The sequence below is a fragment of the Pseudomonas canadensis genome (genome assembly GCF_000503215.1).
In the GTDB taxonomy this organism is placed as follows: domain Bacteria; phylum Pseudomonadota; class Gammaproteobacteria; order Pseudomonadales; family Pseudomonadaceae; genus Aquipseudomonas; species Aquipseudomonas canadensis.
On the sequence record NZ_AYTD01000017.1, the window covers coordinates 558,508 to 584,319 of the forward strand.

General features: G+C 60.6%; 22 protein-coding genes. 11 read left to right on the forward strand and 11 right to left on the reverse strand.

Annotation, left to right across the window (positions count from 1 at the left end):
* Window positions 1-116 precede the first annotated feature (116 nt).
* Entirely contained in the window at window positions 117-1,154 is a 1,038-nt protein-coding gene (locus U367_RS0121330) for a histone deacetylase family protein (RefSeq protein ID WP_028618523.1), read from the forward strand.
* Window positions 1,151-2,242 (forward strand): polyamine ABC transporter substrate-binding protein, encoded by a 1,092-nt coding sequence (locus tag U367_RS0121335; protein WP_028618524.1) that lies wholly within the window; start codon window positions 1,151-1,153, stop codon window positions 2,240-2,242. Before U367_RS0121330 ends, U367_RS0121335 begins: the two co-directional genes overlap by 4 nt.
* 13 nt (window positions 2,243-2,255) lie before the next feature.
* On the opposite strand, the gene U367_RS0121340 is transcribed toward U367_RS0121335, so the two are convergent.
* Together U367_RS0121340 and pdxR are read right to left on the reverse strand one after the other, a co-directional pair.
* Window positions 2,256-2,624, reverse strand: a complete 369-nt coding sequence (locus U367_RS0121340) for a hypothetical protein (protein ID WP_028618525.1) — start codon at window positions 2,622-2,624, stop codon at window positions 2,256-2,258.
* A gap of 43 nt (window positions 2,625-2,667) precedes the next feature.
* Window positions 2,668-4,206: a MocR-like pyridoxine biosynthesis transcription factor PdxR gene (pdxR, locus tag U367_RS0121345; protein ID WP_028618526.1), complete on the reverse strand. Its 1,539-nt coding sequence runs from the start codon at window positions 4,204-4,206 to the stop codon at window positions 2,668-2,670.
* 87 nt (window positions 4,207-4,293) lie between these two features.
* Between pdxR and U367_RS0121350 the strand changes: the two genes are divergently transcribed.
* From U367_RS0121350 to U367_RS0121360, 3 genes are read left to right on the forward strand one after another with little or no spacing between them, the layout of a single operon-like run.
* Window positions 4,294-4,932 carry an FMN-binding negative transcriptional regulator gene (locus U367_RS0121350; RefSeq protein WP_028618527.1) on the forward strand — a complete coding sequence of 213 codons (639 nt, stop codon included), beginning with the start codon at window positions 4,294-4,296 and terminating at the stop codon, window positions 4,930-4,932.
* Complete coding sequence (locus U367_RS0121355) at window positions 4,929-5,375, forward strand: GNAT family N-acetyltransferase (protein ID WP_028618528.1); 447 nt, start codon at window positions 4,929-4,931, stop codon at window positions 5,373-5,375. Before U367_RS0121350 ends, U367_RS0121355 begins: the two co-directional genes overlap by 4 nt.
* A 10-nt stretch (window positions 5,376-5,385) precedes the next feature.
* Window positions 5,386-6,057 carry a GNAT family N-acetyltransferase gene (locus tag U367_RS0121360; protein ID WP_028618529.1) on the forward strand — a complete coding sequence of 224 codons (672 nt, stop codon included), beginning with the start codon at window positions 5,386-5,388 and terminating at the stop codon, window positions 6,055-6,057.
* 41 nt (window positions 6,058-6,098) lie between these two features.
* Here the strand turns inward: U367_RS0121360 and U367_RS0121365 are convergent, their stop codons facing one another.
* Window positions 6,099-6,374, reverse strand: coding sequence for a helix-turn-helix domain-containing protein (locus U367_RS0121365; RefSeq protein WP_025854446.1), 276 nt, complete (start codon window positions 6,372-6,374; stop codon window positions 6,099-6,101).
* Window positions 6,371-7,651 carry a HipA domain-containing protein gene (locus tag U367_RS0121370; protein WP_050587913.1) on the reverse strand — a complete coding sequence of 427 codons (1,281 nt, stop codon included), beginning with the start codon at window positions 7,649-7,651 and terminating at the stop codon, window positions 6,371-6,373. Before U367_RS0121370 ends, U367_RS0121365 begins: the two co-directional genes overlap by 4 nt.
* 316 nt (window positions 7,652-7,967) lie before the next feature.
* Between U367_RS0121370 and U367_RS0121375 the strand changes: the two genes are divergently transcribed.
* Entirely contained in the window at window positions 7,968-9,260 is a 1,293-nt protein-coding gene (locus U367_RS0121375; protein ID WP_028618531.1) for an autotransporter outer membrane beta-barrel domain-containing protein, read from the forward strand.
* Window positions 9,261-9,335: 75 nt separating this feature from the next.
* Here the strand turns inward: U367_RS0121375 and oadA are convergent, their stop codons facing one another.
* Together oadA and U367_RS0121385 are read right to left on the reverse strand one after the other, a co-directional pair.
* Entirely contained in the window at window positions 9,336-11,144 is a 1,809-nt protein-coding gene (gene oadA, locus U367_RS0121380) for a sodium-extruding oxaloacetate decarboxylase subunit alpha (protein WP_028618532.1), read from the reverse strand.
* A gap of 11 nt (window positions 11,145-11,155) precedes the next feature.
* Window positions 11,156-12,571, reverse strand: a complete 1,416-nt coding sequence (locus U367_RS0121385) for an acetyl-CoA carboxylase biotin carboxylase subunit (protein WP_016978663.1) — start codon at window positions 12,569-12,571, stop codon at window positions 11,156-11,158.
* Between the two features lie 196 nt (window positions 12,572-12,767).
* Here U367_RS0121385 and U367_RS0121390 point away from each other — a divergent pair, with 196 nt between their 5' ends.
* Window positions 12,768-13,742 (forward strand): LysR family transcriptional regulator, encoded by a 975-nt coding sequence (locus U367_RS0121390; RefSeq protein WP_028618533.1) that lies wholly within the window; start codon window positions 12,768-12,770, stop codon window positions 13,740-13,742.
* Here the strand turns inward: U367_RS0121390 and U367_RS1000000132420 are convergent.
* The 3 genes from U367_RS1000000132420 to U367_RS0121405 form a co-directional block, all read right to left on the reverse strand.
* A complete protein-coding gene (locus tag U367_RS1000000132420) occupies window positions 13,672-13,869 on the reverse strand; it encodes a PA3496 family putative envelope integrity protein (protein ID WP_073860054.1) in 198 nt (65 codons plus the stop codon). The two genes, U367_RS0121390 and U367_RS1000000132420, sit on opposite strands and share 71 nt — an antisense overlap.
* A 93-nt stretch (window positions 13,870-13,962) precedes the next feature.
* The gene (hexR, locus tag U367_RS0121400; protein WP_003177007.1) at window positions 13,963-14,829 is read right to left on the reverse strand and encodes a transcriptional regulator HexR; all 867 of its coding nucleotides are present in this window, start codon (window positions 14,827-14,829) and stop codon (window positions 13,963-13,965) included.
* A gap of 158 nt (window positions 14,830-14,987) precedes the next feature.
* Window positions 14,988-17,864 (reverse strand): EAL domain-containing protein, encoded by a 2,877-nt coding sequence (locus tag U367_RS0121405; protein ID WP_028618535.1) that lies wholly within the window; start codon window positions 17,862-17,864, stop codon window positions 14,988-14,990.
* A 247-nt stretch (window positions 17,865-18,111) separates the two neighbouring features.
* Here U367_RS0121405 and uvrD point away from each other — a divergent pair, with 247 nt between their 5' ends.
* The 3 genes from uvrD (at window position 18,112) to U367_RS0121420 (ending at window position 21,973) form a co-directional block, all read left to right on the forward strand.
* Window positions 18,112-20,295, forward strand: a complete 2,184-nt coding sequence (gene uvrD, locus U367_RS0121410) for a DNA helicase II (RefSeq protein WP_028618536.1) — start codon at window positions 18,112-18,114, stop codon at window positions 20,293-20,295.
* 261 nt (window positions 20,296-20,556) lie between these two features.
* Window positions 20,557-21,429, forward strand: a complete 873-nt coding sequence (locus tag U367_RS0121415) for a Tim44 domain-containing protein (protein ID WP_028618537.1) — start codon at window positions 20,557-20,559, stop codon at window positions 21,427-21,429.
* Between the two features lie 136 nt (window positions 21,430-21,565).
* On the forward strand, window positions 21,566-21,973 hold the full coding sequence (locus U367_RS0121420) for an SMI1/KNR4 family protein (RefSeq protein ID WP_028618538.1): 408 nt from the start codon (window positions 21,566-21,568) through the stop codon (window positions 21,971-21,973).
* A 193-nt stretch (window positions 21,974-22,166) separates the two neighbouring features.
* Here the strand turns inward: U367_RS0121420 and U367_RS0121425 are convergent, their stop codons facing one another.
* Window positions 22,167-23,930 carry a cation:proton antiporter gene (locus U367_RS0121425; RefSeq protein ID WP_028618539.1) on the reverse strand — a complete coding sequence of 588 codons (1,764 nt, stop codon included), beginning with the start codon at window positions 23,928-23,930 and terminating at the stop codon, window positions 22,167-22,169.
* Between the two features lie 292 nt (window positions 23,931-24,222).
* Here U367_RS0121425 and U367_RS0121430 point away from each other — a divergent pair, with 292 nt between their 5' ends.
* Complete coding sequence (locus U367_RS0121430; protein WP_028618540.1) at window positions 24,223-24,699, forward strand: acyl-CoA thioesterase; 477 nt, start codon at window positions 24,223-24,225, stop codon at window positions 24,697-24,699.
* Between the two features lie 140 nt (window positions 24,700-24,839).
* On the opposite strand, the gene pdxY is transcribed toward U367_RS0121430, so the two are convergent.
* Entirely contained in the window at window positions 24,840-25,712 is an 873-nt protein-coding gene (gene pdxY / locus U367_RS0121435) for a pyridoxal kinase PdxY (RefSeq protein ID WP_028618541.1), read from the reverse strand.
* Between the last annotated feature and the right edge of the window lie 100 nt (window positions 25,713-25,812).

A 25,812-nucleotide genomic window follows, 5' to 3' on the forward strand; every position in this document is an offset into this window, starting at 1 on the left:
GAATTGCGGACACACAATTTGGCCGTATTTATCCCCTTTTGGCCGCTCTTGCCGTTTTCTTAAAAGCGCCCCACCGCAAGACTGCATTGACTGACACAGCTTGCGGAGAACAACAAATGCTGACGATCTACTCAGACGATCACCACCTGCACCACGGCCGTTGTGAACTGATGGACGGGCAACTGATGCCCTGCTTCGAAATGCCCTCGCGGGCCGATCACGTGCTGCAACGGGTAAAAGACCGCGAACTGGGCCCGGTCCACGCCCCGCAGGACTTTGGCTTGGCACCGCTGCAACGCATCCACAGCCGCGACTACCTCGACTTCTTCCAAGGCGCCTGGCAACGCTGGACCGCCTACGGCCAGGACGGCGACCTGTTGCCCTATACCTGGCCCGCTCGCACCTTGCGCCGTGTGTTGCCCACCAGCCTGCACGGCCAACTCGGTTACTACAGTTTCGACGGCGGCGCGCCGATCACCGCCGGCACCTGGCAAGCAGCTTATAGCGCGGCGCAAGTGGCGCTCACGGCGCAACAGGCGATCCAGCAAGGCGCGCACAGTGCTTTCGCGCTGTGTCGCCCGCCAGGCCATCACGCTGCCAGCGATTTGATGGGCGGTTATTGCTACCTCAACAACGCCGCCATCGCCGCCCAGGCCTTTCTCGATCACGGCCACCAGAAGGTCGCGATCCTCGACGTCGACTACCACCACGGCAACGGCACGCAGTCGATTTTCTATGCGCGCAGCGACGTGCTGTTCACCTCGATCCACGGCCACCCGGAAGCAGAGTTCCCGTTTTTTCTCGGTTATGCCGATGAGTTGGGAGAAGGTGCAGGTGAAGGCTTCAACTTCAATTACCCGCTGCCGGCAGGTTCCGGCTGGGACCAGTGGAGCACAGCGCTTGAAGAGGCCTGCGCCGAGATTGAACGCTATGGCGCCGACATCATCGTCGTATCCCTGGGCGTGGACACCTTCAAGGACGACCCTATCTCGCAGTTCAAACTCGACAGCCCGGACTACCTGGCGATGGGCGCACGTATCGCCCGCCTGGGCAAACCCACGCTGTTCGTGATGGAAGGCGGCTACGCCGTCGAAGAAATCGGCATCAACGCCGTTAACGTCCTCGAAGGTTTCGAACAAGGATCAGCACCATGAAGATGCTCAAGTACGTTGCCCTCTGCGCTGCCGTTCTCGGCGGCGCGGCCCACGCCGAAGAGAAAACCCTGCGGGTCTACAACTGGTTCGACTACATCACGCCCAAAGCGCTCGAAGACTTCAAGACACAAAACCCCACGGTCAAATTGGTGTACGACATCTTCGATACCAACGAAGCCCTGGAAGCCAAACTGCTCACCGGAAACTCCGGCTATGACGTGGTAGTGCCGTCCAATGTGTTCCTGGCCAAGCAAATCGAGGCCGGAGTTTTCCAACCGCTGGACCGCAGCCAACTGCCCAACTGGAACCACCTCGACCCCAAGCTGATGAAGCTGATCGAAGCCAATGACCCGGGCAACAAATTCGCCGTGCCCTACATGTACGGCACTATCCTGATCGGCTTCAACCCCGACAAGGTCAAGGCAGCGTTGGGCAGCGACGCACCGGTCGACAGCTGGGACCTGATTTTCAAGGAAGAGAACATCAGCAAGCTCAAGCAATGTGGTGTCGCCCTGCTGGACTCGCCTTCGGAAATCCTGCCCCTGGCCCTGCAACACTTGGGCCTGGACCCCAACAGCAGCAACCCCAAAGATTATGAGAAAGCCGAAGCGCTGCTAATGAAAATCCGCCCGTACATCACCTATTTCCACTCGTCCAAGTACATGGCCGACATCGCCAACGGTGACATCTGCGTGGCCGTCGGCTATTCCGGCAGCTTCTCCCAGGCCGCCAACCGGGCCAAGGAGGCCAAGAACGGCGTGACCGTAGACATGCGCCTGCCCAAAGAAGGCGCGCCAATCTGGTTCGACATGCTCGCCATTCCCAAAGGTGCGAAAAACCCGCAGGACGCCTACACCTTTATTAACTACCTGCTGCAACCGCAGGTGATCGCCCCAATCAGCGATTTCGTCGGCTACCCCAACCCGAACAAGGACGCTACCGAGCAGGTCGATGCAGCAATCCGCAACAACCCCAACCTGTACCCCACCGAGGCGGCGATGGCCACGCTGTATACCTTGAAGCCTCTGGGCCGAGATGCGGAACGCGCCAGGACGCGGGCCTGGACCAAGATCAAGTCGGGCACGTAACGAGCGTCGCCTCTCAAGCCACGGGGCTCCCCAGGAAAATCTCGCGAGCCGCCGCATTGGCGAGGGGCCCGCGATAAACCCTTTGGCCGGTATTGTTTTCATACTCGCGGCCCAGCCTGCGCTGGGCCGCCGTTTTCAGGTGAGCGGCAGTCGGTTGCTGGTCAGGGGCTTGCAGGCTGGCATAGTGAAAATGCGCATACCACAGAGGCTTGTTGCCCGCGCTGAGGTCCTGAACCTCGTACTCCTGCAAGTAATCCGTCTTACCCTCAATCGTTTCGGGGACCTTAGGCGCCGCGAGCACAATGCCCCGGCTATCAACGCCAAGGTAGAGGGCCATCCTTTCGGTATGTCGGTAGGTAGTTGACTCGCGTACTTCGGTCACAGACGTAGCGGTTCCTCAACGCTATACCGCCTAAGCCCGTCGCCTAACCTGTCCAGGCCTCGCGCAATCGACCCAACGCCTGGCTGATCGCCGCCTCCGGCACTGCGGCAAACCCCAGCACCAGCCCGGCACGCTGATCGGGCGGGGTGCTGGAGTCGGGTAGCCAATAGCTGCTCAGGCCATTGACCTCCACCTCCACGGCGCGGGCCTGCTCCACCAATTGGTGCTCACGGGCCAGGCTGTCCACCCGCACGGTAAGGTGCAACCCAGCGGCCGTATTTGGCAGGTTGTCCACGCCCGGCAGCTCGCTTGGCCAGCCGTTCAGCAATGCGTTACGCCGACTGAGTGCGGCTCGGCGCATACGCCGGATGTGCCGCTGGAAATGCCCGGCCGCCATGAACTCGGCCATCACCGCCTGGGTACTCACTTCGGAATGGCGCATGTCCACCGCACGCCGCCGGGAGAATGCATCCACCAGTCCCACCGGCAAAACCAGATAGCCCAGGCGCAACGCGGGAAACGCCACCTTGCCGAAAGTACCGACGTAGAGCACCCTCCCGCTACGATCCAGGGCCGCCAGGGGCGACAACGGTGCGCCGCTGTAACGGTACTCGCCGTCGTAGTCATCCTCGATGATCCAGCCACCCGTGCGCTCGGCCCAGGCGAGCAATTCCAGGCGTCGCGCCAGGCTCATCACCACCCCCAACGGATACTGATGGGACGGCGTGACATAAGCCACCCGGCAGCCCTGCAGGGTGTTGAGCACCTGGCAATCAATGCCCTCGCCATCCACCGGCACGCCGTGCAACTTTCCGCCCGCCAGGGCGAACGCATGCCCGGCTGCGCGATAGCCAGGGTTTTCCACCGCCACGCCGTCACCGCGCTCTACCAGCAACTGTGCACAAAGGCTGATCGCCTGCTGCGCGCCACTGGTGATCACTATTTGTTCAGCCGTGCACTGCATGCCCCGTGAGCTACGCAGGTAGGCGGCGATCAAACCGCGCAAGCGACCGTCGCCCGCCGGGTCGCCGTAACAGAGTTGTTCCAGGTCCGGCTTGCGCCAAAACGCCCCGTTCAGCTTGGCCCATACCTCAAATGGGAACAGATCGAACGCCGGTACGCCTACCCGAAATGCCCGTGGCGGTCCCGCTGGAGGCTGGGGCAGATGGTTGGTTTTTATCTGCGCCAAGCCCCCGCTGTGGATAACTTCACTGTCCAGATCCTGCGGTAAATTGGCCCATTTTGTGGATAAGGCTGGGGATAAGCCTGTCGATAACCCTGTGGATACTTTTGTGGATAGTTTTTTAGCCGTGGGCAATTGGGCGACGTAAGTGCCGTCACCGACCCGACTCTCAATAAACCCCTCCGCATACAACTGGTCATAGGCGCGCACCACGCTGTTACGGGAAATCGACAACGCTGCCGCCAAGTCACGGGTAGCCGGCAAGCGCGTGCCGCTGACCAGCCGCCCGTCCAGCACGCGCTGGCGCAGGGCTTCATACAGCTGGCGCGTCAGCCCTTGGCGGCGGTCCAGCTCAATACCGGCGGGGTTGAACGACAAGGGCGGTGAGACAGGCGACATATTGGACCTATGAAATGGCTGCCAGATGGATCTTTAAACCAGCCATTAGCCTGCCTAGGATGCAAGCATTCGCCAAGGAATATTTGCATGTACACACCGCGCGCCTTTGCCCTCGATGATTTGCCCGAAATCCAGCAACTGATCCAGCACACTCGCCTGGCACAGCTTGTGACCGTTGGTGAGCAAGGCTTGCTGGCCAGCCACTTACCGCTGTTGCTTAACCCCGATGAGGGCGCGAACGGCACGCTGTACGGGCACCTGGCCAAAGCCAATCCTCAGTGGAGGGATTTGCAGAACGGTAGCGAAGCCCTGGTCATTTTTGCCGGTGCCGAGGCCTATATCAGCCCGGCGTTTTACCCGGCCAAGGCCGAGCACGGCAAAGTGGTGCCCACCTGGAACTACATCGCGGTGCACGCCTATGGCACGCCTGAGGTGTTCAGCGACGCCGAGCGCTTGCTCAGCGTGGTCACGGCGCTGACGGATCGCCATGAAGAAGGGCGCGCCCAGCCCTGGAAAGTCAGCGACGCCCCGGCTGACTACATTGACGGCATGCTCAAGGCCATCGTCGGCTTCGCCCTGCCGGTGGAGCGCCTGATCGGCAAACGCAAACTCAGCCAGAACCGCAGCCCGGCCGACATGGCTGGCGTACGCGAAGGCCTGGCCGCCAGCCCCGACGTGCGCGACCAGACCCTCGCCCGCTTTATTCCCCAAGGAGCTTCTGAATGAGCCCGATCGACATCCGCCCCGTCACCGCCGCCGACCACGCCGCGTGGTTGCCGTTGTGGCAGGCATATTTGACGTTCTACAACACCGAACTGCCGGACGCTGTGAGCCAAAGCACGTGGCAACGCCTGATCGACGCCAACGAGCCGACCCATTCGGCGCTGGCCTGGCAGGATGGCAAGGCGGTGGGCATGGTCAACTTCATCTACCATCGTTCCAACTGGAGCATCGAAAACTCCTGCTACCTGCAGGATCTGTTGGTGGACCCGGCCCAACGCGGCACCGGTGTCGGCCGCAAGCTGATCGAATTCGTCTACACCACCGCCAAGGCCGATGGATGTGCCAAGGTGCACTGGCTGACCCACGAAACCAACGCCACCGCGATCCAGCTGTACGAACGCATCGCCGAACGCCCGGGTTTCATCCAATTTCGCAAAGGCCTTTAAGGAGCGCAGCATGTCCACTTCTCTCGCCGACTGGAAAGGCGTCCCGGCACCGACCGTGCAACTGCTCGAAGGGCGTTTTATCCGCCTGGAAAAACTCGACCCCACGCGCCATGGCGATGATTTATTTCAAGCGCTGCAAGGTCCCAATGCCGACCCGAAACTGTGGGATTACTTGCCCTACGGCCCATTCCCGGAGCGCAGCGCCTTCAATGACTGGCTGAACAACCACGCGGCCCACAAAGACCCGTATTTCTTCAGTGTGATCGACCGCGTCACCGGCCAGGTTCAGGGTCTACTCAGCCTGATGTCCATCGTCCCCGAGCAAGGTCGCATTGAAATCGGCCACGTCACCTTTGGCGCGCCGATGCAGCGCTCGCCGAAAAGCACCGAGGCGGTATACCTGCTGGCCAAATACGCGTTCGACCAAGGCAACCGCCGCCTGGAGTGGAAGTGCAACAACGCCAATGGCCGTTCCAAATACGCAGCCGAGCGATTGGGGTTCAGCTTTGAGGGCGTGTTCCGCCAGCACACAGTGGTGAAAGGCAAGAACCGGGATACCGCGTGGTACTCGATCATCGATTCGGAGTGGCCGAAGATTGAGGCGGGTTTTAAGGAGTGGTTGTCGCAGGCCAATCAGAGCGGTGACGGGCAGGTGAAAAGCCTGGCGCAGTGCCGGGCCTGATGATGTAGAGGATTGTTCCCACAGGGGTGGGAACAGTCGCGTCAAAGATCGCGCCGAACCTTCACCACGCCCATCCTCAACCCGAACGGCCTGAACACCGCATTCAGCGACTTCAGGGTCTGATTGCCCTCGCCATGCTCGATATGCACCAAGGTCCGCACCGAGATTTTGCACATCCTGGCAAATTGGCTTTGGTGCAGGCCAGTGACTTCGGTGCGCAGACGGCGTACGGCGTCGCCTATCTCAAGCGAACCATTGGTTAGGCCTTGTTCAATACTCTCAATGACGCGCGCCCGCTGATCAATCGAAAGGCTCATCTCAACCCCCAGGTTTTCAAGCGCTGATCAAGGTCACGCAAGCCAATTTGTGGATGGTTCAAGGTGACTTCCGGTAGACCGCTGGCAACCAGGATGTCGGGTAGTGCTCGTAGGTGTTCTGCATCTTGGCGCAGGCGTTCAAAGGCCAGTGCAGGATCGACAAATTGCGAAAGGGCATCACAAACGCCACGCCAATCAACCTCACCTGCCAACTCCAATGAGCGCGGCCATTTGGTCGAGCGGCTGATGCCTGCGTCATCCATGACCATAGGCGCCAGATCGTAAATCGGAGCCAGACGCAGGCTGTCATCACCGCGGATGATCGAGATGTTGCGCCCGTGATTGTCTGAATTACCCAAAATCTTGTTCAGCAAATCGCGGCGCAAGTACTCGGCTACGAGGTCAGTCACCTGCTCATCCTGGCCCGCTGCGCGCCAAAACCCGACTAGCATTTCCAGCACACTCATATGGTTCATGCCAGCGACGTCAACTGCTATACCCGACAATGAGAATATCGACTCGACCGCTAAACGTTTGACCCCTTGGGCACCGACACCGCGGTCGAATCGATGCATCCATAAGCTCGGTTTAATCCCTTCGGCGTCCTCAAGCGTCAGGCCCTCGGCCGCGACGGTATCAATTCCAAGCGCCTGAATGGCCTTGTAATAGTGGTACTCACTTCGAAGGATGTCTTGGTCGCTTTGCAAACCCTTGTTTCGGGAAAACTTGACAAACCAGTGCTGGCTCACCTGCTCATCGGCCAGCACAGCATCGGGATACAGCAGTCCTTCACGGCTTTGCGCCAGCAACAATTTAGGCGCTTCCCCCCCCGCGCCGGTAGCACCGCCAATCGCGGCGCCCTCCTCGTAAGCGTACTCAAGAAAGCGATTGTCGCGCCCCACTACCTCTTTTCGCTCGAACCCTATCGCTCGCCGCCCATCTTCTGTCTGGAGGGCTTCCTTGACGCGCATATGGCCAACGGGCGCGGGTGTACTGCGCGCCAGCAGAAATAGATCCTCTCTGATTCCGTCAGGTTTATCCTGCCCAATTCGCGCCATAAGAAAGCGCTTTGCGTCGCCAGCGGGTGCGATGTCATACAGAAAGGCAGGGGCTTGTTTTAGCGCTCCCTGCTCCCAGTTCAACGGCACTCTTGCACTGACCGCCTTGGCAAACAGGGTTTCAATCTGCTCGTAATGGCTGACCAAATAGTCAGACTCGTAGCCAAAACGACACGGGCTGTCGAAGCCTTTTTGCGGCTCGGCAAAATCCAAGGTCATCGCATCCTGCCAACGGCCCGTTTCAAAAACCTGGAGGGTGAGCCTGAGAGGGGTGTCTATTGGCAATTTAATGCACCTGGAAGTCGAGGTTCGTCACTTAAACTGCAATATAGTGCATAGAATCAAAGAAAGCTGCCTAAAAAACGCAATAAAATGCAAATCCATCAACCGCTAAGCTCAAGGCGGCCAATAACAGATGCGTTTTAATCGCGCCGCACTAGAGACAACTCTCGCAAACCAGAGGTCGGTAGCCTGACAGTTATCGCCTCGCCATCTCGCTAAATTCCCGGCCTCATTCATCAGAGGTTGGGAATTCATGCCCTTTACACAGCACAGACTTGCATTTGTCATCGCCCTCGCCCTCAGCGCCGCCAGCCTTCAATCCGCGCAAGCGCGAGGCGATATCGAATACACGCCCTACATGTTTCAACCCTACGATGCGCTGCCAGATGAGTGGTTTGACGAGCCCGAAATCGAAGCCGCCCCACTCGATAGCTACCTCACCCAGAGAGCCACCTCGCACAATGGCTTGCAAGTGGCCAAGGTGCTGGAGCCCGCGCTGATAAGGTTACTTGAGTCCGGGGAGCTGACCTCCGAGGAAATCAAAGCCCTGGAAAAATTTGGCGATGCGCTGGATAAGCAACCCGGCGGGATCGGCGCAAGCCTTGAGCAATTGGCCGGTAGCCAGAACGCCAACCTCGCTGGCGCAACGCAAAACACCACGCAGCAACTGAGTAACCAATTGCTCTCGACGCTGCGCACGCTGCCCGCTGACGACAACGGTCACTTCTGGGTGCAGGGCGTGGGCAACGGCGGCAGCCTCGACAAACAAGGCGGCAGCGCCGGCCTGAAACACGATACCCACGGTCTGTTGTTGGGTGCCGACTGGGCACTGGATCATGCTTGGCGGGTTGGGGTCATGGGCGCCAAATCCAGCAGCAATCTCAATGCACAACGCTTCTCCGCCGACCTGGACAGCTGGCACCTGGGGGGTTATGCCGTGCGTACGGACGGGCCACTGGCCCTGCGCCTGGGAGCGATCTACAGCGACCATGCCGGCCGGAACAAACGTAACGTCAACCTGCTCGACTACAAGGAGCAGCTAAAGGGCAGCTACAACGCTCAAAGCCAAACCCTGTTCTCCGAGCTGGGCTATCAACTGGGCAGCACCGATGTCAGCGTCGAGCCCTTCGCTGGCATCGGCTTCCAACGCTACCACCGCGACAGTTTCAAGGAAACGGGAGGTTTGACGGCGTTGAACGTGGGCGCGCAAACCCAACAAAACCTGAGCAGCACCTTCGGCCTGCGCCTGGCAACGGTGTATCGGTTCGATAGGCAGATCAGCCTCACCCCTCACCTCAGCACAGGCTGGAAGCACCTCTACGGCGAAGTCGACAGCAAAGTCCGCCATTCCTACCGTGCCCTGCCAGGACTGATAGACGGCTTCACCGTCAAGGGCACCTCGCTCGACCGCAATAGCCTGGACCTGCAAGCCGGCCTGGACCTCGCGTTGTCGACACAACACACCTTAGGCCTGACCTACAGCGCCCAAGCCGGTACAAACAGCCGTAACCAAGGCTTGATGGGCCAATGGAGGATGAGCTTCTAACCCGGTCAAATTTCGGGCAAAAAAAAGGGGAGCACCTGCCCCCCCGAGGATTAAACGGTCGTGTCGAAGGCTGTATCAGCCTTCGATTTCAATCAGGATTTCGCCAGGGTTGACCCGGTCGCCCTTGGCCACATGAACGGCGGCCACCTTGCCGGCAATCGCTGCCTGCACTTCGGTTTCCATCTTCATGGCTTCGGTGATCAGCACGGCCTGGCCGGCCTTGACCACGTCGCCTTCCTTGACCAGCACGTCTACGATATTGCCCGGCATTGCGGTGCTGACATGACCCGGCGCAGTGGCGTGCTTGCGCTTGCTGCCGCCGGCGCTGACAAACTCGTTGAGCGGTTCGAACACCACTTCTTCCGGCATGCCGTCGATGGACAGGTAGAAGTGACGCTTGCCTTCAGCCTTCACGCCCACACCGGTGATGTCCACGCGGTAGCTTTCACCGTGCACGTCGATGACGAACTCGGTCGGCACGCCTTCGCCACCGGCACGGGCCACGCCGCCGGCTTCAGGAATCGGCAACAGCACTTCCGGCGTCAGGGTGCCGGCGTCGCGTTCTTCGAGGAACTTGCGCCCGATGTCCGGGAACATGGCGTAGGTCAGCACGTCTTCTTCGGACTTGGCCAACGCGCCGATTTCGCCGCGCAGCTTGGTCATTTCCGGCTTGAGCAGGTCGGCCGGGCGTACGTCGATCACTTCTTCACTGCCGATGGCCTGGCGACGCAACTTCTCGTTCACGGTGCCAGGCGCCTTGCCGTAGCCGCCTTGCAGGTAGAGCTTCACTTCGTTGGTGATGGTCTTGTAGCGCTCGCCGGCCAGCACGTTGAAGAACGCCTGGGTGCCGACGATCTGAGAGGTCGGCGTCACCAGAGGCGGGAAGCCGAGGTCTTCACGTACGCGCGGGATTTCGGCCAGCACTTCGCTCATGCGATTGAGTGCGCCCTGCTCTTTCAACTGGTTGGCGAGGTTGGAAATCATCCCACCCGGCACCTGGTTGACTTGCACACGGGTGTCGACGGCGGTGAATTCGCTTTCGAACTGGTGGTATTTCTTACGCACGGCGTAGAAGTACAGACCGATTTCCTGCAGCAGTTCCAGGCTCAGGCCGGTGTCGAATTCGCTGCCTTTAAGGGCGGCGACCATCGACTCGGTCCCTGGGTGGCTGGTGCCCCAGGCGAAGCTGGAAATGGCGGTGTCGATGTGGTCGGCACCGTTTTCGATGGCCTTGAGCTGGCACATCGCGGCCAAACCAGCCGTGTCATGGGAGTGGATGAAGATCGGCAGGGCCTGCTCGGCCTTCAGCGCCTTGACCAGTTCGCCGGTGGCATATGGCGTCAGCAGACCGGCCATGTCCTTGATCGCGATGGAATCGCAACCCATGGCTTCCAGTTGCTTGGCCTGGGCCACGAACGCTTCAACGGTGTGCACCGGGCTGGTGGTGTAGGCGATGGTGCCTTGGGCATGTTTGCCGGCGGCTTTCACCGCTTCGATGGCCACGCGCAGGTTACGCACGTCGTTCATGGCGTCGAAGATGCGGAATACGTCGATGCCATTAACGGCGGCCTTGGCCACGAATGCCTTGACCACGTCGTCACTATAGTGGCGGTAGCCCAGCAGGTTCTGGCCGCGCAGCAGCATTTGCAGGCGGGTGTTGGGCAACGCGGCGCGCAGTTTGCGCAGGCGCTCCCACGGGTCTTCTTTCAGGAAGCGCACGCAGGCGTCGAAGGTCGCGCCGCCCCAGACTTCCAGGGACCAGTAGCCGACTTTGTCGAGCTTGTCGCAGATCGGCAGCATGTCGTCGGTGCGCATGCGGGTCGCGAGCAACGATTGGTGGGCGTCGCGCAGGATGGTGTCGGTGACAAAGATTTTCTTGGACATTGTTGTATTCCTCACAGGCCTGCGTGGGCGGCGATGGCGGCGGCGATGGCCAGGGCCAGCTCTTCGGGTTTGCGCTTGATCGAGTAGTTGGTCAGTTCAGGGTGGGCTTCAACGAAGCTGGTGTTGAACTGGCCGCTGCGGAATTCCGGGTTGCGCAGGATTTCCTGGTAATAGGCGGCGGTGGTCTTCACGCCTTGCAGGCGCATGTCGTCCAGGGCACGCAGGCCACGGTCCATGGCTTCTTCCCAGGTTAACGCCCACACCACCAGTTTCAGGCACATGGAGTCGTAGAACGGCGGGATGGTGTAGCCGGTGTAGATCGCCGTGTCGGTGCGCACGCCAGGACCGCCGGGCGCGTAGTAACGGGTGATCTTGCCAAAGCTCGGGAGGAAGTTGTTTTTCGGGTCTTCGGCGTTGATACGGAACTGCAACGCGAAGCCACGGTGCTGGATGTCTTCCTGTTTCACCGACAGCGGCAGGCCCGAGGCGATGCGGATTTGTTCGCGGACGATGTCGATCCCGGTGATTTCTTCGGTGATGGTGTGTTCCACCTGCACGCGGGTGTTCATCTCCATGAAGTACACCTCGCCCTCGGCGAGCAGGAACTCCACGGTGCCGGCGTTCTCGTAGCCCACCGCCTTGGCGGCACGTACCGACAGGTCGCCGATGTAGGCGCGCTGTTCCGGTGTCAGTTGCGGGCTTGGAGCGATTTCAATGAGCTTCTGGTTACGACGCTGGATCGAGCAATCGCGCTCGAACAGGTGCACCACGTTGCCGAAGCTGTCACCGAGGATCTGCGCCTCGATGTGCTTGGGGTTGACGATGCACTTTTCCAGGAACACTTCCGCCGAACCGAAGGCCTTGGTGGCTTCGGAGATGACACGCGGGAAGGCTTGTTCAAGTTCTTCGCGGCTGTTGCAGCGACGGATACCACGGCCACCACCACCGGAGGTGGCCTTGAGCATCACCGGGTAACCGATGCGGTCGCCTTCGGTGAGTGCTTCGTGGATGTCCGCAACGTTACCTTCGGTGCCCGGCGTGACCGGCACACCGGCCTTGATCATGCTGCGTCGCGCTTCGGTCTTGTCGCCCATGCGGCGAATCACTTCCGCCGACGGGCCAATGAATTTGATGCCACGTTCGGCGCAGATGTCCGCCAGTTCGGCGTTCTCCGACAAAAAGCCGTAGCCGGGATGCAGCGCATCACAACCGGTTTCCACCGCCAGGTTCACCAGCTTGCGCGGGTTCAGGTAGCCAGCCAGCGGCTCTGCACCAATGCTATGGGCTTCGTCGGCACGCTTGACGTGCAACGCGTGGCGGTCGGCGTCGGAGTAGACCGCGACCGAGCGAATGCCCATCTCGGCGCAGGCACGCACGATTCGTACGGCAATTTCACCACGGTTGGCGATCAGGATCTTTTTTATCACTTGGAAATTCCCTTGAGCCGATTGCTGCGTTTTTTGACCCGCTGGATCCGGGTCGGCGCGTGACCAAATGTTTCATGACAGTCGCGAGACACACACTAAGCCCGCAGAGGGATTAACAAAAATCAATAATTATTGGGTCGTGCATAAGTAAAGACTTATAGTTGACCTCATCAGGTTCGACGGGAGTGTGCTAAAAATGCGTAAGTCATTGATGCGTATGACATTGCGTCAATTGCAAATCTTCAATGAAGTGTGCGATTTGCGCTCCTACAGCCGCGCTGCCGAGGAAATGTCCCTCACACAACCCGCCGTTAGCCTTCAAATTCGCCAGTTGGAAGAGCTGATCGGGCAGCCGCTGTTCGATTATGTCGGCAAAAAGCTCTACATGACCGAGGCCGCTGAAGCCTTGCAGCGGGCGAGTCGCGACATTTTCGGGCGCCTGGAAAACCTCGATATGCAGCTGTCGGACATGCAGGGTTCGCTGCAAGGCCAGTTGAAGCTGGCGATTGAGTCCAGCGCCAAGTACTTCGTGCCGCACCTGTTTGCCGCCTTCAAGCGCCAGCACCCGGAAGTGCAGTTACACCTCACGGTGGTGAACCGCGCCCAGGTGATCCGCAGGCTTTCGGACAATCGCGATGACTTGGTGATCATGTCCATGGTGCCTCAGGACATGGGCCTGGAATTCCTGCCGTTCCTCAACAACCCGATCGTCGCCGTGGCGCCACCCGATCACCCGCTGAGCCTGCAAGGGCCGCTGCGCCTGCAGGATCTGGAACCCTACACACTGCTAGTGCGCGAACCGGGTTCCGGTACGCGACTGGCGTGCGAGGAGTATTTCAAGGAGAAACGCGTGCACTTCACCCAGACGGTGGAAGTGGCCTCGGCCGAGGCGCAGCGTGAGTGTGTATGCGCGGGGTTGGGCGTGGCGCTGATGACGCGTCACGCGGTCAACATGGAACTGGCCACCGGCGGGCTCAAGGAGCTGCCGGTGGAAGAGCTGCCGCTGTACCGCAGTTGGTGCCTGGTACAGGCCAAGGCCAAGCGCCTGTCACCGGTAGCCCATGCGTTCCTGGGCTTTATCCGCAGCGAAAGGGTGCAGATCAGCGCGCTGGCTGAGCGTTTCGCTGGGCAGCCGCGGGTGCCTGCCAGTGGAGTTCCGGGTAGTCACTGATGCTCTGGAGCAACTGGCGCTCCTCGCAACGGTCTTCGATTGCGCGACGGAACGCCATGCGGCGTTGGTCTTCCTGCTGACGACGGGTTTTAACGGAGCTGTTGCTGTCTTCGTAGGGCCGGGCCATTTGGAGTCTCCCAATGCGAGTGCGGGGAGTTCAGGATGGCCCTGGGCGATGACGGTTTGGCGGCGCGGGGATTACAAACTGATGAAAGTTTGATCAATCATCCAATGCTTTGACGGACTTGGGCGACAGGCGAAGGCTACGCAAACTGCGCTTCACGCTCTTGAGGTGGTTGACCAGGCTCGGCCCACGCGCCATCGCCACGCCCATCGCCAGCACGTCGATCACCACCAGGTGGGCGATGCGCGAAGTCAGTGGCGTGTAGATCTCGGTGTCTTCGTGCACGTCAATCGCCAGGTTGACCGTAGACAGTTCCGCCAACGGCGTCTGGCTCGGGCACAGGGTGATCAACGACGCACCGCTTTCACGTACCAGGTTGGCGGTGATCAGCAGGTCTTTGGAGCGCCCCGACTGGGAAATGCAGATGGCCACGTCCGTAGGCTTCAAGGTCACCGCCGACATGGCTTGCATGTGCGGGTCGCTGTAGGCCGCGGCGGTGAGCAGCAAACGGAAGAATTTGTGCTGGGCATCGGCAGCCACCGCGCCCGAAGCGCCAAAGCCATAGAACTCGACACGCTGGGCCTGGGACATGGCGGTCACGGCCTTTTGCAACTCCACCGGGTCGAGCTTCTCGCGCACTTCCATCAGGGTGTGCAAGGTGGTGTCGAAGATTTTCAGGCTGTAGTCGGCGACGGAGTCGTCTTCATGGATCGCAAATTGGCCGAAGCTGGCGCCAGCGGCCAGGCTTTGCGCCAGCTTGAGTTTCAAGTCCTGGAACCCGGAGCAACCAATAGCGCGGCAGAAGCGCACGATGGTCGGTTCGCTGATGCCCACGCTGTGCGCCAGGTCGGCCATGGAACTGTGCATCACAGCCGCAGGGTCAAGCAGCACGTGATCGGCAACCTTGAGTTCCGATTTGCGTAACAGGTGGCGCGACTGGGCGATATGTTGCAACAGGTTCAAAGGGCAGGACTCTTGTTATGGGCAGGGCCAGGGATGTAGCAAGCTTGTAGTTATACTACAAGAATTGTCGTTTTGCCCGTCCGACGCGTCACTAAATCGCCCTGCTCCCCTTTGAATCTAGGGGCGGCCAAGTTGTAGCCACAGGGGCGCCCCAGGCATCACTGGGAAAAATCCGCATTTTTCCGTAACAAATCTGCCAGCCCTTCGGCCTGCATCGGCCGACTGATCAAATAGCCCTGCACTTCGTCACAACGCTCACCGCGCAGGAAATCCAACTGCTGCTGATCTTCCACGCCTTCAGCCACCACCTTGAGCGCAAGGCCGTGGGCCATAGCGATAATGGCGCGGGTGATAGCGGCGTCTTCACGCCCCTGGCCCAGCCCACGGATGAAGGTCTGGTCGATCTTCACGTAGTCCACGGGAATGCGCTTGAGGTAGCTGAGGGACGAATAACCGGTGCCGAAATCGTCGATCGCCAGCTTCACGCCCAGGTCCCGCAGTTGCTGGAAGGTCGCGATGATGTGTTCGACGCTGTCGAGCAATTGGCTTTCGGTCAGCTCCAACTCCAAGTACTGCGGATCCAGGCCGGTCTCTTCGAGCACCTGGCGCACCAGGCTGACCAGCTTGCCCTGGCGCAGCTGATGCACCGACAGGTTCACCGACACCCGGATCGGCGCCAGGCCCTGGCGCTGCCATTCACACGCCTGCCAGCAGGCCTCGCGCAGCACGAACTCGCCCAGCGGCACGATCAGGCCGGTCTCTTCGGCCAGGCCGATAAAGTCTCCCGGCGGCACCATGCCCCACTGCGGATGCTCCCAGCGGATCAACGCTTCAGCGGCATTCAACTTGCCGGTGGCCAGGCACAGTTTCGGCTGATAGAACACCGTGAGCTGGCGCTCCTCAATGGCTTTGCGCAAGTGGTTTTCCAGTTGCAAACGCTCCAGCGTGCTGGCTTGCAGGCTGTCGGTGTAGAACTGGAAGTTATTGCCGCCCAGGTGCTTGGCATGCTGCATGGCCATGTTGGATTGGCTGACCAGTGCGGAAATTTCCCGCGCATTGTCCGGCAACAGGCTGACGCCCATCGAGGCACTCACCACCAGCTCATGCCCTTCCACCGTCACCGGCACCCGCAGTTTGGCCAGCAGCCGCGTGGCGACCCGCGCCAGGCTCGACAGGTTGCCGTAGGCGTCGAACAGTACGGCGAACTCATCCCCGGACAGACGAGCAATAGTGTCAGCCTCGGGTAACGCATTGATCAGGCGACGCGCCATTTTTTGCAGCAGTTGGTCGGCGACTTCATGACCCAGGCTGTCATTGAGCAGCTTGAAGCGGTCGAGGTTGATGTGCAGCAGCGCCAGGCTACGCCCGCCCTGGCGGACCCGCTGGTGGGCCTCGCGCAGCCGTTCGCGGAACAGCGAGCGGTTGGCCAGGCCGGTCAATTCGTCGTAATGCGTGAGGTAGCGCATGCGCTCTTCGGACTCACGTCGCGCCGAGAGATCGGCGAAGAAGCCCACGATGTGGCTGACGTTTCCCCGGATATCGCGCACCACATTCAATTGCAGCCACTGCGGGTACAGCTCGCCGTTCTTGCGCGTTTCCACCAGCTCACCCTGCCAAGTGCCGTGGCTGAGCAACGCCTGGCGGATCACCGGGAAGTGGCGACGAGCATCGCGGCTGCTGGGCAGTTCGACCACATTGCGGCCGATCATGTCGTCGGTTTCAAAGCCGGTGACACGACTGAACGCCTGGTTCACGGCGATCAGCTTGTAGTCGGGGTCAAGGATCACGATGCCTTCGCTGGCGGCCTCGAATACCGTCGATGCCAAACGCTGCTGTTCTTCCAGGGCCTTGCCGGCAGTGATATCGCGGCGTGTACCGAGCATGCGCGTCACCCGCCCACTGGGCGTGCGCTCTACGGCGCGGCCACGGTCTTCGATCCACACCCAGTGCCCATCGCCGTGGCGCACGCGGTATTCCACCTGGTAGTCCTCGCTGCGGCCCTTGAGGTGTTCCACCAAGGCACGCTTGAGCAGCGGCAGGTCTTCGGGATGCAGGCGCGGCTTGAGGTGGCTGAGCATCGCCGTGACGTATTCCGGCTCCAGGCCGAACAGTTCCTTGAGCTGCGTGTGATGGACTTCGTCGGTTTGCAGGTTCCAGTCCCACAGGCCCAACTCACTGGCTTGCAGCGCCATGGCTAGGCGCGCTTCGCTTTTATTCAGGGCAAGGCTGGCAGCGTCAAGCTCCTGGCTGCGTTGGGCCACGCGGTCTTGCAGGCCGATCTGGGCTTCGCGCAGTTCTTGCTCGACCTGACGACGTTGTTCAACTTCGCGCACCAACTCCTGATTGAGCTGCTCGCTGCGCTGTTGTGCCTGTTGCAGATGCTCGATCAACGCCTGATTCTGAAAACGTCGCAACAGCCCGCGCTGGATCAGGCGATTGACCTGCCACGCCACCAGGCTCAAGGACGCCAGCAGGATCAGGCCAAGCACGCCCCAACCGCGCTGCTGCGGATCGCCCGTCCAGAACAAATAGACGATAGCCGGCACCAGGCACGGCAAGGCAAACGACAAGAACGCCGGCAAGCTCACGGCATAGGCCACGCTGGCCGACAGCGTCGCCGCGCCGATCAGGCCGAACACCCAGGCCTGTTGCATGAAGCTGTCCACCGGCACCAGCGCGATGGCGGCCGTAGCCAAGGTCAGGCCGCTGACGGCCGAGCCGAGCATGAACATACGCCGCCACACCGGTTGGGCCTGGCGACTGGGCATGGCCGAATCGAACGCCGCCACTTGGATCACGCGCATCGCCACCAGGGCCAGCAGCCAGACCAGCCAGATGCTGTCCAGCAGGTATTGCTTGGGGTTCCACAACAGCCAGGCGCAGACCAGGCCATTGACCAGCATCAACAGGGTCGGCAGCAGCGAGCCTTGATACAGCAGGCGCGTGCGCTCGACCGCCATCTCCGTGGCGTAGTGTTTGCGAAGAACCTGCGCGGGGGCCGCTGAGGGGCCGAGCAGGTCAGTGCTGAGGGTCATAGGCAGTGTTCTTATAATGGTGAGCCCGAAACGTCGACGGAGCATACACAAGCAAGCGCCTGGGCCAAACTGCTCTGCGTCATAAAAACTGCACGGTCGCGCAGCGCAAACTTCCGGGCCAGACGGCTTGAGCGAGACGCCGCGCGGGCTGTGGCCATTGACCGACCGGTCATCAGCCTGGCGGTTTTCCGTCGACCACCCGGCATTGGTATTTGCCCCACTCCCCCGGGCACCCTAGAATGCGCCGATGCGCGATGATCTCTCCCTTTTGCTGAACTCCCTCAACGATGCCCAACGCCAGGCCGTAGCGGCCCCCGTTGGCCGTCAGTTGGTCCTGGCCGGTGCTGGCTCCGGTAAAACCCGAGTGCTGGTGCACCGTATCGCCTGGTTGATCCAGGTCGAAAACGCGTCCCCGCATTCCATCCTGTCGGTGACCTTCACCAACAAGGCCGCTGCCGAGATGCGCCACCGCATCGAACAGTTGATGGGCATCAGCCCGGCCGGCATGTGGGTAGGCACCTTCCACGGCCTGGCGCACCGCCTGTTGCGGGCGCACTGGCAGGAGGCGGGCCTGGCCCAGACCTTCCAGATCCTCGACAGCGATGACCAACAGCGCCTGGTCAAGCGCGTGATCCGCGAGCTCGGCCTCGACGAACAGCGTTGGCCAGCGCGCCAGGCGCAATGGTTCATCAACGGCCAGAAAGACGAAGGCCTGCGCCCGCAACATATCCAGGCCAGCGGCGATTTGTTCCTGGCCACCATGCGCAGCATTTATGAAGCCTACGAGGCTGCCTGCGTGCGCGCCGGGGTCATCGACTTCTCCGAGCTGCTGCTGCGCGCCCTCGACCTGTGGCGCGACAACCCAGGCCTGTTGGCCCATTACCAGAAACGCTTCCGCCACATCCTGGTGGACGAGTTCCAAGACACCAACGCCGTGCAGTACGCCTGGTTGCGCCTGCTGGCCAAGGGCGGTGACAGCCTGATGGTGGTGGGCGACGACGACCAGTCGATCTACGGCTGGCGTGGCGCGAAAATCGAGAACATCTATCAGTATTCCGAAGACTTCCCGGACGCGGTGACCATCCGCCTGGAACAGAACTATCGCTCCACCGCCGGGATCCTCAAGGCCGCCAACGCCTTGATCGCCAATAACACCGGGCGCCTGGGCAAAGAGCTGTGGACCGACGGCGGCGAAGGCGAGGCGATCAACCTGTACGCCGCGTTCAACGAGCACGATGAAGCGCGTTACGTGGTGGAAACCATCGAAAGCGCGCTGAAGACCGGCCTGGCGCGCAGCGACATTGCGATTCTGTACCGTTCCAACGCCCAATCGCGGGTCTTGGAAGAAGCCTTGCTGCGCGAGCGCATTCCGTACCGCATCTATGGTGGCCAGCGCTTCTTCGAACGTGCGGAAATCAAGAACGCCATGGCTTACCTGCGCTTGCTGGAAGGCCGCGGCAACGATGCGGCGCTGGAGCGGGTGATCAACATCCCGGCGCGTGGCATCGGCGAGAAAACCGTCGAAGCGATTCGTGACCATGCGCGCCATGCCGATGTGTCGATGTGGGAAGCCATGCGCTTGCTCATCGTCAACAAAGGCCTGACCGGCCGCGCAGCCGGCGCTTTGGGCGTGTTTGTCGAGCTGATCGAGAACCTGGCGGCCAAGTGCGCGGAAATGCCGTTGCACCTGATGACCCAGACGGTGATCGAACAGTCCGGGCTGATCGCTTACCACGAAGCGGAAAAAGGCGAGAAAGGCCAGGCCAGGGTAGAAAACCTTGAAGAACTGGTGAGCGCCGCCCGTGCGTTCGAAAACACCGAGGAAGACGAGGAACTGACCCCGCTGGCCGCGTTCCTCGGCCATGCCTCGCTGGAAGCCGGCGATACTCAGGCGGATGAGCATGAAGACAGCATCCAGCTGATGACCTTGCACAGCGCCAAGGGCCTGGAATTCCCCTATGTATTCCTGGTGGGCATGGAAGAAGGCCTGTTCCCGCACAAGATGAGCCTGGAAGAACCCGGCCGGCTTGAGGAAGAACGCCGCCTGGCCTACGTGGGCATCACCCGCGCCATGCAGAACCTGGTGATGACCTACGCCGAGACCCGACGCCTGTACGGCAGCGAGACCTACAACAAGGTGTCGCGCTTCGTACGTGAAGTGCCGAAGGGTCTGATCCAGGAAGTGCGCCTGTCCAACAGTGTCAGCCGCCCGTTCGGTGGTGGCCAGCAGCAGAGCGCCAGCACCTTGTTTGCCGGTTCCGAGATTCCGGAAACCCAGTTCAGCCTTGGCCAGCAGGTAAGGCACTCAGTGTTTGGCGAAGGCGTGATCCTCAATTTCGAGGGCGCGGGCGCCCAGGCGCGAGTGCAGGTGAATTTCGCCGAAGGCAGCAAATGGCTGATGATGGGTTACGCGAAGCTCGAAGCCATCTGAAACACTGCACCTTTATTGTAGGAGCCCGGCTTGCCGGCGATAGCGGCCTTAAGATTGCTATCGCCGGCAAGCCGGGCTCCAAAAGGTGAAGAATCGCGCCCCTCCCTTGTTTTTTACCCGCTCGGGCCAATATCTGTAATTAGTCCTACAGACCCTTCTGAATCGATCTTACGCAAAAGCCCGAAACATTATGTCGCTAGCCACTGTCACTCCACCTGTGCAACATGGCGCGCGTGCAATCCACAAATGGGAATTCCCTTTATGAAACGTTTTCTTAGCATCGCCATGGCGTTGTGCATCGGCCTGACGATGAGCATCGACGCCAACGCCAAACGCTTCGGTGGCGGCAAAAGTTCCGGTGCGGCACCGACTCACCAGACCAGCCAAATGGCTCCATCCGCCGGCGGCATGGGCGGTGCAGCCGCGACCGCCGGCGCAGCCGGTGCTGCTGGCGCCGCTGCCAAGGCCGGCGGTGCTTCGCGCTGGTTGGGCCCCCTGGCCGGTATCGCCGCCGGTGGCCTGCTCGCTTCCATGTTCATGGGTGGCGGCTTCCAGGGCATGCAGATCTTCGACATGCTGATCCTGGCGGTCATCGCCTTTGTGATCTTTCGCTTTATCGCCGCTCGTCGCCGCAAGCAGCAGGAGCACCTGGCTCCAGCCGGCGCGCCGATGCAACGTGAAGTGTTCGAGCAAAAACCAGCCATGGGTTCGATCTTCGGTGGTTCGGCAGCACCTGCTGCGGCCCGTCCGGTGATCAACGCGCCGGCCTGGTTCAACGAAGAGCGTTTCGTCGAAGCGGCCCGTAGCCACTTCCAGTCCCTGCAGCAGCACTGGGACGCCAACGAAATGGACAAGATCGCCGAGTTCGTGACCCCGCAACTGCTGGAGTTCCTCAAGCGCGAACGTGCCGACATTGGCGATGCTTTCCAGTCGACCTACATCGACGACCTGCGCGTCCAGCTGGAAGGTGTGGATGACCGCGCCGACAAGACTATCGCCACCCTGACCTTCAGCGGTGTGTCGAAGACCTCGCGTTTCGACCAGGGCGAAGTGTTCAGCGAAAGCTGGAACATGGAACGTGCCCAGGGCGACAACCAGCCTTGGCTGGTCGCCGGTATCCGCCAGAACGGCTGATCCTTGCACGCGTGAGCAAGCAGTTACAAAAAACCCCGGACCTGTCCGGGGTTTTCTATTTCACGGTTGCACTTATAGCGAGCTACTGTATAAAACGCCCCTATAAACCGCGCCATCTAGCAAGAGGATCCCGGCCGTGGAAGAAATCATCGAACAATTGCGTGAAGCCAACGAACCGGTCCCGGTTCCTTTGGAGCTGCCTGACGAAGACCAACTGGTGGAAATCGAGGAACAACTGTTCATCGACATCCCGTTCGTCTTTCGTGAATTCCTGCTGACCGTCAGCGACGTGGTGTACGGCAGCCTGGAGCCGGTGACCGTCACCGACCCGCAATCCCACACCTACCTGCCGGACGTGGCCGCCAACGCCTGGGACGCCGGTGTTGATCGTAGCCTGATCCCGATCTGCCAGGACGGCGACGACTACTACTGCGTTGAGGAAGACGGCACTGTGGTGCTGTGGTCTGGCGAAGAAGAAATCGTCACCGAGGAAACCTGGGAATCGGTGTGGCACTGGGCGCGGGACGTCTGGCTGGAAAGCTGAGCCCTGCACCCATGGTGACCGGCTCGCTGTGGTGATCGGGCTTAGCGTGGTGAGCGGGCTCGCCCCGCGCTGGGCTGCGTAGCGGCCCCATGCCTCACATCGCCAAACCTGAAAGAACGCGTCGCCTGGACTGGGGCTGCTACGCAGCCCAGCGCGAGCAAGCTCGCTCACCACAGTAAGTGGCCCGCTTACCTCAGTGTTCGGGCGTATCCTTGTGGTTATCCAGCGTCTCCAACAAGGCGACCTGCATCCGCGTATGCACGCGGATGAACCACCGCCAAAGCACCGCCGCCACTGCAGCCGTGACCACGGCGATCAGCACCAGCAACTTGTTGGTCGGCAGAATACTGGCCGACAAGGCTGCCAATAGCAGGAAGATCACCAGCAGCGAAAGAATCGGGATCAACTCCGCGATCACCCGTCGTACGCGCTGGGTATGCCGCCCGGCCATTTCCGGCTTCACACTCATCTCCGCCAACAGCATCGACAGCGCCTTGAGCTTGCGATACGCCGCGATCAGGAATGGCAGCGACAATAGCAACGCCCCACCCCAGATCAACGCCTTCTGCCAGCTTGGATCACTGATCCAGCCTTCCAGATACCCACCGATACGCGCCGCGAAAAAGCTGCCGGCAAAGAAGATCGCCACCACCAGCGCCAGGTTCACCCCGACTTGCAGGATGATCTTGCGGATCATCGACGCCAGCATCGCGCCTTCGCCCTGGGGCTGGATACTGCGCAGCCATTCACCGTACATGCCGAACACCCGGCTCAATCGCTTGGGCATGACCGCTGCAATCTTCAAGGACAGTGGATCGGCACCACGAATCAGGTACGGCGTGAGCAGTGTGGTTATCGCTGAAACGGCTACGGCGACAGGGTAAAGGAAGTCGCTGGTCACCTGTAGCGTCATCCCCAACGCCGCAATGATGAAGGAAAACTCACCAATCTGTGACAGCCCCATGCCGACACGCAGTGAGGTACGCCCGTCATTGCCGGCGATAAACGCCCCCAGGCCACAGGACAGCATTTTGCCCAGCACCACGGCCACGGTGATCACCGCGATCGGCCAGGCGTATTGCAGCAGGATCTGCGGGTCGATCATCAAGCCGATGGCCACGAAGAAGATGGCGCTGAACATGTCGCGGACAGGCTCGATCAGTCGCTCGATCTTAATCAATTGCTTGGATTCGGCCATGATCGCACCGATCAGGAACGCGCCCAGCACCATGCTGTACTCCAGCTTGACCACCAGCAGGCAGAAACCGAAACACAGGCCCAATACGGTGATCAGCAGCATCTCGTTGCTGTCGAACTTGGCCACGTAGGCCAGCAAACGCGGCACCAGCAAAATGCCGATGACCAACGCAACAATCATGAACAACGACAGTTTGCCGACCGTGGAAAACACCTCGCCGGAGCTGACCGTGCCGCTGACGGCAATGCTCGACAGCAAGGCGATGATGCCGATGCCGAGGATGTCCTCGACGATCAGCACGCCGAAAATAAGCTGGGCAAAGCGCTGGTTCTTCATCTTCAGGTCATTGAGCGCCTTGACGATGATGGTGGTGGAGGAAATCGCCAGGATCGCGCCGAGGAACAGTGAGTCCATGGTGCTCCAGTCAAACCAGCGGCCGATCTCGTAGCCGATCCAGATCATCAAGATGATTTCCAGGAAGGCCGCGATAAACGCAGTGGCGCCAACCTTGAACAACTTGCGCAGGCTGAACTCTAGGCCCAGGCAGAACATCAGGAAGATCACCCCCAACTCGGCGAGGGTCTTGATGGTGTCTTCGTCGTGGATCAGGCCGAATGGCGGGGTGTGGGGGCCGATGATGAACCCGGCGACGATGTAGCCCAGGACCACCGGCTGTTTGAGGCGGTGAAACAGAATGGTGACAACCCCAGCCACCAGCATGATCACGGCCAGGTCCTGGATAAAGCTGATGGCGTGCATGGCGAGGGGCTCCTTGAGGGTACTGGCGCTTTTCCCACTTCCGCCCGCGCCTTTGAAATGTCGCAAAGAGCGAAAGGAAAAGTCTGCCTTGATCGTAAGAAATGCCCTGAGGTGGGCTTTTGAAGGTTAACACCGCGACTTCCGGCAGAAAGCCGGTGCAATATATGGAAACAGATCGGTGCACGCGTGACGGCAAGCCGCCTACCGGCGTCCCGTTAAGGAAGGCGCAGCAAAGAGTCCAGCACCCGCAGAGGTGTCCCCCAACCAAATGCCTACAACCCGTGAGTGTGCTATGGAACCCGGAAACGCCCAGCTGTCGATGACGGTATTGATGACCCCTGATATGGCCAACTTTTCAGGCAATGTCCACGGCGGCACCCTGCTCAAGTACCTCGACGAAGTGGCCTACGCCTGTGCGAGCCGTTATGCCGGCCGCTATGTCGTGACGTTGTCGGTGGACCAGGTGATTTTCCGCGAACCGATCCATGTCGGCGAGCTGGTGACCTTCCTCGCGTCGGTCAACTACACCGGCAACACCTCGATGGAGGTGGGCATCAAGGTGGTGACCGAGAACATCCGCGAACGCTCGGTGCGCCACACCAACAGCTGCTTCTTCACCATGGTGGCCGTGGACGACCAGCGCAAACCGGCCGCCGTGCCGCCGTTGCAGCCGCAGAACAGCGAAGATAAGCGCCGGTTCGTTCAGGCACAGCAGCGCCGGCAGATCCGCCAGGAGCTGGAGAAGCGGTATCAGGAAATCAAAGGCTGAAGCGCCGTAGATCTCAAACTGTAAACCCAATCAAACTGTGGGAGCGGGCTTGCTCGCGAAGGCAGTGTGTCAGCCGGCTCATCAGGGTCTGGTGCACCGCATTCGCGAGCAAGCCCGCTCCCACATGGAGTTTTGTGTACTTATAGATCTATAGGGGTGGCTTCAAACCGTACACGCGGATGGGCGATACGGTCCTGAGCACGCACCAACTCCAGTTCATAACTAGCGCAAGCCTGGGTTTCCAGCAGCACTTCATGCACCGCTGCAGCAGTGAACTCGAACGCCGCCAACAGGCTGTCGCCCAACAGTACCCGCGCCAGGAACAACCCCGAGGTCAGGTCGCCCACGCCCACGGGCTGACGCGGAAACGCCAGCAGCGGCCGGCGCAGGTGCCAACTGCCATCGGCGGTCACCAGCAGCATCTCAAAACCGTCCGGCAGCTTGCCGGGGTAATCCAGGTGCTTAACCAATACCGCCTTCGGCCCGCGCGCCAGCAACGCCTTGGCCATGGCCAGGCAGTCGAACAGCGATTGCGGCTTGCGCCCGGCAAAGCTGTCCAGCTCCAGCTGGTTGGGGCACAGGAAGTCAGCCATGGCCGCGGCTTCGTCCAGCAGAAAATCGCTGACTTCCTGGGGCACGATGCAGCCCTTTTCCGGATGGCCCATCACCGGGTCGCACAAATACAGGGCCTTGGGGTTGATGGCCTTGATGCGCGCCACACCGCTGAGAATCGCACGGCCCTGGTCTGCACTGCCCAGGTAACCGGACAGCACCGCATCGCAGTTGCCCAGCTCGCCAATAGCGGCGATGCCTTCTACCAGCGCCGGAATCTGTTGCGGCGCCAGCACTTCGCCCGCCCATTGGCCATACTGGGTGTGGTTGGAGAACTGCACCGTGTTCAACGGCCAGACGTTCACCCCGACGCGCTGCATGGGGAATACGGCGGCGCTGTTTCCGGCGTGGCCAAAGACCACATGAGACTGGATCGCAAGCAGATGAGGTGTGCGTTTCATGCGCGGGATTTCCGTAAAGCCATTGAAATTCTGGCCGCGCAGTATGCGACTAAACGCAGCCTGTACGACAGACCGGCGACACAGTTAAGCTGCTCTCACT

What these genes read in the sequence shown, in the direction of transcription:
- U367_RS0121335 (WP_028618524.1), top strand. Translation starts at nt 1,151, where the DNA reads ATGAAGATGCTCAAGTACGTTGCCCTCTGCGCTGCCGTTCTCGGCGGC.
- U367_RS0121405 (WP_028618535.1), bottom strand. Translation starts at nt 17,864, where the DNA reads ATGACCCTCAGCACTGACCTGCTCGGCCCCTCAGCGGCCCCCGCGCAG.
- U367_RS0121355 (WP_028618528.1), top strand. Translation starts at nt 4,929, where the DNA reads ATGAGCCCGATCGACATCCGCCCCGTCACCGCCGCCGACCACGCCGCG.
- U367_RS0121350 (WP_028618527.1), top strand. Translation starts at nt 4,294, where the DNA reads ATGTACACACCGCGCGCCTTTGCCCTCGATGATTTGCCCGAAATCCAG.
- pdxY (WP_028618541.1), bottom strand. Translation starts at nt 25,712, where the DNA reads ATGAAACGCACACCTCATCTGCTTGCGATCCAGTCTCATGTGGTCTTT.
- U367_RS0121330 (WP_028618523.1), top strand. Translation starts at nt 117, where the DNA reads ATGCTGACGATCTACTCAGACGATCACCACCTGCACCACGGCCGTTGT.
- U367_RS0121390 (WP_028618533.1), top strand. Translation starts at nt 12,768, where the DNA reads ATGCGTAAGTCATTGATGCGTATGACATTGCGTCAATTGCAAATCTTC.
- oadA (WP_028618532.1), bottom strand. Translation starts at nt 11,144, where the DNA reads ATGTCCAAGAAAATCTTTGTCACCGACACCATCCTGCGCGACGCCCAC.
- U367_RS0121415 (WP_028618537.1), top strand. Translation starts at nt 20,557, where the DNA reads ATGAAACGTTTTCTTAGCATCGCCATGGCGTTGTGCATCGGCCTGACG.
- U367_RS0121425 (WP_028618539.1), bottom strand. Translation starts at nt 23,930, where the DNA reads ATGCACGCCATCAGCTTTATCCAGGACCTGGCCGTGATCATGCTGGTG.
- U367_RS0121365 (WP_025854446.1), bottom strand. Translation starts at nt 6,374, where the DNA reads ATGAGCCTTTCGATTGATCAGCGGGCGCGCGTCATTGAGAGTATTGAA.
- uvrD (WP_028618536.1), top strand. Translation starts at nt 18,112, where the DNA reads ATGCGCGATGATCTCTCCCTTTTGCTGAACTCCCTCAACGATGCCCAA.
- U367_RS0121430 (WP_028618540.1), top strand. Translation starts at nt 24,223, where the DNA reads ATGGAACCCGGAAACGCCCAGCTGTCGATGACGGTATTGATGACCCCT.
- U367_RS0121375 (WP_028618531.1), top strand. Translation starts at nt 7,968, where the DNA reads ATGCCCTTTACACAGCACAGACTTGCATTTGTCATCGCCCTCGCCCTC.
- U367_RS0121360 (WP_028618529.1), top strand. Translation starts at nt 5,386, where the DNA reads ATGTCCACTTCTCTCGCCGACTGGAAAGGCGTCCCGGCACCGACCGTG.
- U367_RS1000000132420 (WP_073860054.1), bottom strand. Translation starts at nt 13,869, where the DNA reads ATGGCCCGGCCCTACGAAGACAGCAACAGCTCCGTTAAAACCCGTCGT.
- U367_RS0121370 (WP_050587913.1), bottom strand. Translation starts at nt 7,651, where the DNA reads ATGACCTTGGATTTTGCCGAGCCGCAAAAAGGCTTCGACAGCCCGTGT.
- pdxR (WP_028618526.1), bottom strand. Translation starts at nt 4,206, where the DNA reads ATGTCGCCTGTCTCACCGCCCTTGTCGTTCAACCCCGCCGGTATTGAG.